Origin of the sequence: Burkholderia sp. Se-20378 (genome assembly GCF_017104665.1) — a bacterium.
Classification (GTDB): Bacteria; Pseudomonadota; Gammaproteobacteria; order Burkholderiales; family Burkholderiaceae; genus Burkholderia; species Burkholderia lata.
On record NZ_JAAGPG010000365.1, the window covers coordinates 1 to 8,812 of the forward strand.

At 69.7% G+C, this 8,812-nt stretch carries 7 protein-coding genes; 3 read left to right on the top strand and 4 right to left on the bottom strand.

Translation table 11 applies throughout. The features are described from left to right. From G3N93_RS28260 to G3N93_RS28275, 4 genes are all read right to left on the bottom strand, one after another. On the bottom strand, nucleotides 1-1,583 hold a 1,583-nt coding region (locus G3N93_RS28260), incomplete at its 3' end, for a molybdopterin-dependent oxidoreductase (RefSeq protein ID WP_206134440.1). A gap of 16 nt (nucleotides 1,584-1,599) precedes the next feature. Continuing rightward, nucleotides 1,600-1,947, bottom strand: a complete 348-nt coding sequence (nirD, locus tag G3N93_RS28265) for a nitrite reductase small subunit NirD (protein ID WP_011354949.1) — start codon at nucleotides 1,945-1,947, stop codon at nucleotides 1,600-1,602. Nucleotides 1,948-1,985: 38 nt separating this feature from the next. Continuing rightward, entirely contained in the window at nucleotides 1,986-4,583 is a 2,598-nt protein-coding gene (gene nirB, locus G3N93_RS28270) for a nitrite reductase large subunit NirB (protein WP_206134441.1), read from the bottom strand. A 21-nt stretch (nucleotides 4,584-4,604) separates the two neighbouring features. Then, nucleotides 4,605-5,930, bottom strand: a complete 1,326-nt coding sequence (locus tag G3N93_RS28275) for an MFS transporter (protein ID WP_174943046.1) — start codon at nucleotides 5,928-5,930, stop codon at nucleotides 4,605-4,607. 663 nt (nucleotides 5,931-6,593) lie between these two features. Between G3N93_RS28275 and cobA the strand changes: the two genes are divergently transcribed. From cobA to G3N93_RS28290, 3 genes are all read left to right on the top strand, one after another. Then, nucleotides 6,594-7,364, top strand: coding sequence for a uroporphyrinogen-III C-methyltransferase (gene cobA, locus G3N93_RS28280; RefSeq protein WP_206134442.1), 771 nt, complete (start codon nucleotides 6,594-6,596; stop codon nucleotides 7,362-7,364). 156 nt (nucleotides 7,365-7,520) lie between these two features. Further along, nucleotides 7,521-8,117 (top strand): ANTAR domain-containing response regulator, encoded by a 597-nt coding sequence (locus G3N93_RS28285; RefSeq protein WP_174943043.1) that lies wholly within the window; start codon nucleotides 7,521-7,523, stop codon nucleotides 8,115-8,117. A 5-nt stretch (nucleotides 8,118-8,122) separates the two neighbouring features. Beyond that, the coding region (locus G3N93_RS28290) for a CmpA/NrtA family ABC transporter substrate-binding protein (protein WP_206134443.1) at nucleotides 8,123-8,812 on the top strand (690 nt) is incomplete at its 3' end.

Genomic DNA, 8,812 nt, shown 5'->3' on the forward strand with positions numbered 1-8,812 from the left:
AGCGCCGCATGGCTCGCGCCGCGCAGGTCGTAGCCGGTCGCCGGATTCGAGAAGCGGACGATCTCGTCGAACACGTCGGCCGCCGACGCATAGTCGAACGCATCGCCGAAGCCCATCGCACGCGCGACTTCCGCGACGATGCGCCAGTCGGGCAGCGCGTCGCCCGGCGGCGCGACCGCCGCGCGCATCAGCGTCATGTTGCGCTCGGAGTTGATCATCACGCCGTCACCCTCGGCCCACAGCGCGCCGGGCAGCAGGATGTCCGCATAGCGGTTGGTCTCGGTGTCGAGGAATGCGTCCTGCGCGATCACGAGCTCGGCGGCCTGCAACCCGGCGATCACGTTCTGCCGGTTCGGCACCGTGGCGACCGGGTTCGTGCAGATGATCCAGCATGCCTTGATGTCGCCCGCCGCCATCCGCGCGAACATGTCCACCGTGCCTTGCCCCGTCTCCTTGCGCAGCGTGCCGGCCGGCACGCGCCACAGGTTCTCGACGAAACGGCGATCGTCGTCGGACGCCACCGAGCGCTGGCCCGGCAGCCCGGGGCCCATGTAGCCCATCTCGCGCCCGCCCATCGCGTTCGGCTGGCCGGTCAGCGAGAACGGGCCGCTGCCGGTGCGGCAAATCCTGCCCGTCGCGAGATGCAGGTTGCAGATCGCGTTGGTGTTCCACACGCCGTGCGTGCTCTGGTTGAGCCCCATCGTCCAGCAGCTCATCCACTCCTGCGCGTCGCCGATCCATTGCGCGGCCGTGCGCAGGTCGGCTTCCGCGAGCCCGGTGATTTCCGCGACACGCTCGGGCGTGTAGTCGGCGAGGAACACGGGCATCGCGTCCCAGCCTTCGGTGTACGCGTCGATGAACGCGGCATCGGTGCGGCCGTTCGCGTGCAGCAGATGCAGCAGCCCGTTGGTCAGCGCGAGATCGGTGCCCGGCCGGATCTGCAGGAACAGGTCGGCCTTGTCGGCCGTGCCGGTGCGGCGCGGATCGACGACGATCAGCTTCGCGCCGGCCTTCACGCGATCCATCATCCGCAGGAACAGGATCGGATGACAGTCGGCCATGTTCGCGCCGATCACGAAGAACAGGTTCGCGCGATCGAAATCCTGGTACGACCCGGGCGGGCCGTCCGCGCCGAGCGACTGCTTGTAGCCGGTGCCCGCGCTCGCCATGCAGAGGCGCGAGTTCGACTCGATGTTGTTGGTGCCGACGAAGCCCTTCGCGAGCTTGTTGACGAGGTATTGCGCCTCGATCGACATCTGCCCCGATACGTAGAACGACAGCGCGTCGGGCCCGTGCGTATCGAGCACCGTGCGCAGGCGGCGCGCGGTGTCGGCGATCGCATCGCGGGCCGACAGCGGCACCAGGTCGTCCTCGCGCGCCCGGCGCACGAACGCGCGGTCGAGCCGCCCCGAGCGGCGCAACGCGACGTGCGCCGACGAGCCCTTCGTGCACAGCCGCCCGAAGTTGGTCGGATGGTCGGAGTCGCCGGACACCTTGACGACTTCGCCTTCCTCGACGTGCAGCACCATCCCGCAACCGACGCCGCAGTACGGGCACACGCTCTTGACGGGGGTGGCGGTCATGCGCGCTCCGGGGCGGTCAGGCTGCGATCCACACGAAACCGTCCTCGACCCGCGACGGATACGCGCTCACCGACTGCTCGGGCGCCTCGAGGCATTCGCCGGTGCGCAGGTCGAAATGCTGCTTGTACAGCGGCGACGCGACGACGACGCGCTCGCCGAGGCTGCCGATCAGCCCGCGCGACATCACGGCCGCCTGCGACACGGGATCGACGTTGTCGATCGCGAACACGCCGCCTTCTTCGGCATGCGCGACGTGAAAAACCGCGACCTGCTCGCCGTTGACGAGGGCGCACACGCCGGTGTTCGGCACGATGTCGTCGAGCGGGCACACGCGGGTCCAGGACAGCGGAAGACGATCGTTCATGATGGGCTCCTTGGAAAAGACGCTGGTGTCGGTCAGGGTCAAACGGTTGCGGGTTCGGTGGCGGCTTGCGTCACGCCTTCGGCCACGACGGGAATCGACACGGGCTTGCCGCCCGCGCGTTCGCCGGGCGTCGCGGGCCGGATCTGGCCGCGCGTCTCGACGAACTCGATGGTCGTGTCCGGCGCGTCGCTGTTCACGAAGTGGCGGAAGCGCTTGCGCGTGTCGGGGTCGGTCACGGCCTTCTTCCATTCGCACTCGTAGGTGTCGACCACGTGCTGCATGTCGGCTTCGAGTTCGGCGCCGATCCCGAGGCGGTCGTGCACGACGACGTCGATCAGGTAGTCGAGGCCGCCTTCGAGGTTGTCGCGCCACACGCTGGTGCGTTGCAGCCGGTCGGCGGTGCGCACGTAGAACATCAGGAGACGGTCGATGTAGCGGATCAGCGTCGGACGGTCGAGATCGGACGCGAGCAGTTCCGCGTGGCGCGGCTTCATCCCGCCGTTGCCGCACACGTACAGGTTCCAGCCCTTCTCGGTCGCGATGATGCCGACGTCCTTGCCCTGCGCTTCCGCACACTCGCGCGTGCAGCCGGACACGCCGAACTTGATCTTGTGCGGCGCGCGCAGCCCCTTGTAGCGGTTCTCCAGGTCGATTGCGAGGCCGACCGAATCGTCGACGCCGTAGCGGCACCACGTCGACCCGACGCACGACTTCACGGTGCGCAGCGCCTTGCCGTAGGCGTGGCCCGATTCGAAGCCGGCCGCGATCAGCTCCTCCCAGATCGACGGCAACTGCTCGACGCGTGCGCCGAACAGGTCGACGCGCTGGCCGCCGGTGATCTTCGTGTAGAGCCCGTACTTCTGTGCGACCTGCCCCACCGCGATCAGCCCTTCCGGCGTGACCTCGCCGCCCGGCATGCGCGGCACGACCGAGTACGTGCCGTCGCGCTGGATGTTCGCGAGGTAGTAGTCGTTCGAATCCTGCAGCCCGGCGTGCTCCTTCTTCAGCACGAATTCGTTGAAGCACGACGCGAGAATGCCCGCCACCGCCGGCTTGCAGACGTCGCAGCCGAGGCCGTGGCCGTGCTTCGCGAGCAGTTCGTCGAAGGTCGTGATGCGCTCGACGCGGATCAGGTGGAACAGCTCCTGGCGCGAATGCGGGAAGTGCTCGCACAGATGGTTGTTGACCGCGAGGCCCTGCTTCTTCATCTCGGCCTTCATGATCTGCGTGACGAGCGGCACGCAGCCGCCGCACGACGTGCCGGCGCCCGTGCACGTCTTCAGCGCGCCGAGGCTCGTCGCGCCGTCGGCCACCGCCGTGCAGATCTGCGACTTCGACACGTTGTTGCACGAGCAGATCTGGGCGGCCGCAGGCAGCGCCTCGACGCCGATCGCCGGCTTCGCGACGCCGTCCGACGACGGCAGGATCAGGAATTCCGGCGACTCCGGCAGCTCGATGCGGTTCAGCATCATCTGCAGCAGCGTGCCGTATTCGGCTGCATCGCCGACCATCACCGCGCCGTGCAGGAACTTGCCGCAGTCGGACACCACGAGCTTCTTGTAGACCTGGCGGCGCTCGTCCGCGTACTGGTAGGTGCGGCTGCCGGCCGTCGTGCCGTGCGCGTCGCCGATGCTCGCGACGTCCACGCCCATCAGCTTCAGCTTCGTGCTCATGTCGGCGCCGGCGAATGCGGCCTCGGCCGCACCGTTCGCATCGCCGCCGAGCTGCTTCGCGACCACGCGCGCCATGTCGTAGCCGGGAGCGACGAGGCCGTACACCATGCCGTTCCAGGCCGCGCATTCACCGATCGCGTAGATGTCGGCGTCGCTCGTGCGGCAGGCGTCGTCGATCGCGACGCCGCCGCGCGGGCCGATGTCGAGCCCGCAGGCGCGGGCCAGTTCGTCGCGGGCGCGGATGCCGGCCGAGAACACGATCATGTCGGCGTCGAGGTGCGAACCGTCGGCGAACGCCATCCGGTGCGTGCCTTCCTCGCCATCGACGATCTCGAGCGTGTTCTTGCCCGTATGCACGGTCACGCCGAGCGCCTCGATCTTCGCGCGCAGCATCCGGCCACCGCCGTCGTCGACCTGCACGGCCATCAGTCGCGGCGCGAATTCGACGACGTGCGTCTCGAGCCCCATGTCGCGCAGCGCCTTCGCGCATTCGAGGCCGAGCAGCCCGCCGCCGACCACGACGCCGCGCTTCGCATGCGTGCCGCACGCCTGCATCGCTTCGAGATCCTCGATCGTCCGGTACACGAAGCAGCCGTCGCGATCGTGGCCCGGCATCGGCGGCACGAACGGGCGCGACCCCGTCGCGAGCACCAGCTTGTCGTACGCGAGCGTTTCGCCGGATGCGAGCGTGACCGTATGCGCGGCGCGGTCGATCGACGCGACTTGCGCGCTCAGGCGCAGGTCGAACTGCGGATGACGCTCGAAGAAGCCGGGTTCGACGAGCGACAGGTCGTCCGCCGACTTGCCCGCGAAGAATTCGGACAGGTGCACGCGGTCGTACGCCGGGCGCGATTCCTCGCCGAGCACGGTGACCTGCAGCGCGCCCGCGGCGCCCGCTTCCGCCGCGACGCATTCGAGGAGCTTGTGGCCGACCATGCCGTGGCCGATGACGATGAGTTTCATGGTGACGTTTCCTTCGGTCGATCAGTTCGCGACGGTGCTGGCAGCCAGCGCGCGGTCGCGCAGCTCGGCTTCGCGTGCCTTGTGTTCTTCGCTGAAGCGCACGGCCATCGCGCACAGCGCGGTCGCGGTGACGGCCAGGCCGAGCAGGCTCAGCGTGTGTTGCACGTCGCCGACGCCTTTCAGCAGGAAGCTTGCGGCCACCGCGCCGACGTTGCCGCCCGCGCCGACGATCCCCGCCACGCCGCCGAGGGCCTTGCGGTCGATGAACGGCACCAGCGCGTAAGTCGCGCCGCAGGCCATGTGCGTGAAGAGGCCGAACGTGAGCATCGCGACGAGCGCGACGCCGATGCTTTGCGCATGCGAGAACCAGATCAGCCCGAGCCCTTCGCCGACGATCAGCGCGCACAGCAGCGTCGCGCGCACGTCGAGGCTGCGGCGCGCGGCGATCTTGTCCGACAGCCAGCCGCCGAGCGCGCGGGCGAACAGTGCGAGCAGCCCGAACAGGCCGACCGCGAAGCCGGCGTCCTTCAGCGACAGGCTGAAGTGATCGACGTAGTACAGCGCGGCGATGTTGTGGATGAACACCTCGACGCCGAAGCACGCGCCGTACGTGACGAACAGCATCCACACGCGATAGTTGCCGCAGGCCGCGAAGAAGCTCGCCCAGCCGCCCTTCTTGCCGCTGTCGACCGTCACGCCTTCCTTGCGCAGCGCGATGATGTCGCCTTGCGGGCAATCCTGCGTGAAGCGCCAGTACGCCCAGGCCATCACGAGCATCGCGACGCCCGGCACGACCAGCGCGATGCGCCACGACGAATCCTCGCCGAAGCCGAGCATCAGGCCGGCGGCGACGAGCAGCGGCATCAGCGCCTGCGTGGCGCCTGCGCCGGCGTTGCCCCAGCCGGCCGTCGTCGCGTTCGCGGTGCCGACCACGTTCGGCGCGAACATCACCGACGTGTGGTACTGCGTGATCACGAAGCCCGCGCCGATCGCGCCGATACCGAGCCGGCAGATCAGGAACGACAGGTAGTCGTGCGTGAACGACACCGCGAACACGGGGATCGCGCCGAGCAGCAACAGGCCGACGTACACGCGGCGCGGGCCGAAACGGTCGCACAGCGGGCCGACCAGCAGCCGCACGGCGATCGTCGCGGCCACGGCCGCGATATTGATGTTGGCGACCTGTGCCGCGGTCAGGTGGAATTCGCGTGCGATCAGCGGCATCAGCGGCGCGCACGCGAACCATGCGAAGAAGCACACGAAGAACGCCATCCACGTCAGGTGGAACGCGCGCATCGGCGCGGTGCGGAAGCTGAAGAGATCGATACGGGTAGCTTTGTCGGTCATGTCATCCGCCAAACGAAAAACGGCGTCCTGCGCACCCGGTCTCGTCGAGACCCGATGCGTAGGACGCCGTTGCCCATGAAGCCCGTTGCCGGGCGCGTCTGTAATCGGTACTGCCGGACGAATCGCCATTGATCCGCCCGAACCTCCTAACGCAAACGCCGTGCCATGTCGTCGCGAATCGGGCCCACAGCCCCGCCCCGCAAGGCGCGTCGGGCGTCATGCGACGCGCGGCGCCCTGCGACCCACGATGCGCCGTGAGGCAGCGAGGCACAGATGTGGTGCGCTGCAGCACTGTCCCCGTGCGACATCGCGGTGCGCGCAGACGGGGCACGATGCACGCCGATGCGGCATTGCGTCTGCCAGCGCGCGACTGCTGCATGCATGCCCGGGGGCATCACGCGGCGCGTACGCGCCGTTCCCGCCGTGCCGGCGCGACGTGTCATGCCGGTTGGCCCGGATATTGCTGAACCTGATGCATGACACCGGCAACGGCGCCGGTGGGCAGTCCCCGCAAACCATGCCCGTCGTACCGGCGGGCCGATCAGGACAACGGCGTCCCTCCGTGCACGGCACGGCCGGATGCCGGTGCGTTTCGACCGCCCGCCGCCGCCGCGCAGACAACGCGCTATCGACCGCCGCATGCAGGCGGCACTGGAACACGACATGACGACAGGCAAAGTCACGCTGCTGGGCGCCGGCCCCGGCGATCCCGATCTCCTCACGCTGAAGGCCGTGAAGGCGCTGGCCGCCGCCGACGTGCTGCTGCTCGACGATCTCGTCGCGCCCGGCATCGTCGAACTCGCGCCGCAGGCGCGCGTGATCCGCGTCGGCAAGCGCGGCGGCTGCCGCTCCACGCCGCAGGCATTCATCGAGAAGCTGATGCGCCGCTACGCGCTGCGCGGCGCGCACGTGGTGCGCGTGAAAGGCGGCGACGCGCTGCTGTTCGGGCGCGCCGGTGAAGAACTGGCGACACTGCGCGCGGCCGCGATTCCGGTCGAGATCGTCAACGGCATCTCGTCGGGATTCGCGGCCGCCGCGAGCCTCGGCATCTCGCTCACGCACCGCGAGCATTGCCAGGGCGTCACGTTCGTCACCGCGCACCGTCAGGACCACGGCGAACCCGACTGGGCCCGCCTCGCGGCGACCGGCACCACGCTCGCGATCTACATGGGCATGAGCCGCGTCGACAGCATTGCCGCCGGCCTGCTCACCGCGCTGCCGCCGTCGACGCCGGCCGCGGCCGTGCAATGGGCCGGCCCGCCCGACGAACGCCGCCGGACCGGCACGCTCGCCGATCTCGCGCGCGGCATCGACGAAGCGCGGCTCGGCAGCCCGGCCGTGATCCTCGTCGGCGGCGCGATCGGCGAAGCAGCCGTGCAGCACGTGCCGGCCGCGGGCGTCGCGATCGAAACGGCCTTGTCCCGGGCCGCGTAGCATGCGCGACACCACGCGGCACCGGCCGCCCACCTATCATGAAGACAGCGGCACCGGCCGCCGGGCCGCCATGCGCGGCACCGACACGATGACCGCACGGGGCCGTTGCCCCCGATCCGCCCATCGCGCCACGATTTCGCCGCCGCCGTTCGCGTCATGAGTACGCCTGCTTCTTCCGCCCGCCTGCGCGTGCTGCTCGTCACCGACACCGACAAGCCGATCGGCGAGCTCGGCGATGCACTCGCGACCCTCGGCTACGAGATGCTGAACGACGTCGCGACGCCCGCGCGCCTGCCGGCAGCCGTCGAGGAACAGCATCCCGACGTCGTGATCATCGATACCGATTCGCCGTCGCGCGACACGCTCGAGCAGCTTGCCGTGATGCACGCCACCGCGCCGCGCCCCGTGCTGATGTTCAGCCACGACGCCAACCAGTCGCTGATCCGCGCGGCGGTCGGCGCGGGCGTCAGCGCGTATCTCGTCGAAGGGCTGTCGGCCGAGCGCCTCGCACCGATTCTCGAAGTCGCGCTTGCCCGTTTCTCGCACGACGATGCGCTGCGCCGCCGGCTGGCCGACGTCGAGCGCGAACTCGCGGAGCGCAAACTGATCGACCGCGCGAAGCGCCTGCTGATGGACCAGCGCAAGCTGTCCGAACACGACGCCTACGCGGCACTGCGCAAGCGCGCGATGGACCAGGGCCTGCGCATCGTCGACGTCGCGCGGCAACTGCTCGACGCGTCACCCCAGTCATGAATGCCATGGATATCTCCTCTCCCGCCGCGCCGGAACGCGCGCATCTTCGCCTCGGGTTCGTCGCGCTGAGCGACGCGGCCCCGCTGATCGTCGCGCAGCGCCTGAACCTCGGCGCGCGACACGGCCTCACGCTCGAACTCAGCCGCCAGCCGTCGTGGGCCGCCGTGCGCGACAAGCTGCTGAGCGGCGAACTCGACGCCGCGCATGCGCTGTACGGGCTCGTCTGTGGGCTGCAGCTCGGGATCGGCGGCCCGCAGGCCGACATGGCCGCGCTGATGGTGCTGAACCGCAACGGCCAGGCGATCTCGTTGTCGCGCGGCCTCGCCGACGCGTATCGCACCAGCGGCAGCGTGCGCGACGCGTTCGCGACGCTCGGCCGCAAGCCGCTCCTCGCGCAGACCTTCCCCACCGGCACGCACGCGATGTGGCTGAACCACTGGCTCGCGTCGCACGACGTCGATCCGCTGCGCGACGTGCGCAGCGTCGTGATCCCGCCGCCGGAGATGGTCGCCGCGCTCGCCAGCGGCGAACTCGACGGCTTCTGCGCCGGCGAGCCGTGGCATGCGGTGGCCGCGGCCTGCGGCGCGGGGCGGACCGTTGCCGTCACGAGCGAGATCTGGCCCGACCATCCGGCGACGGTGCCCGCGACCCGGCCCGATTTCGTCCCGCGGTACCCGGCCACGGCCCGCGCGCCG

Coding starts and splice junctions, on each gene's coding strand:
- nirD (WP_011354949.1), bottom strand. CDS start 1,947: ATGAACGATCGTCTTCCGCTGTCCTGGACCCGCGTGTGCCCGCTCGAC.
- nirB (WP_206134441.1), bottom strand. CDS start 4,583: ATGAAACTCATCGTCATCGGCCACGGCATGGTCGGCCACAAGCTCCTC.
- G3N93_RS28275 (WP_174943046.1), bottom strand. CDS start 5,930: ATGACCGACAAAGCTACCCGTATCGATCTCTTCAGCTTCCGCACCGCG.
- cobA (WP_206134442.1), top strand. CDS start 6,594: ATGACGACAGGCAAAGTCACGCTGCTGGGCGCCGGCCCCGGCGATCCC.
- G3N93_RS28285 (WP_174943043.1), top strand. CDS start 7,521: ATGAGTACGCCTGCTTCTTCCGCCCGCCTGCGCGTGCTGCTCGTCACC.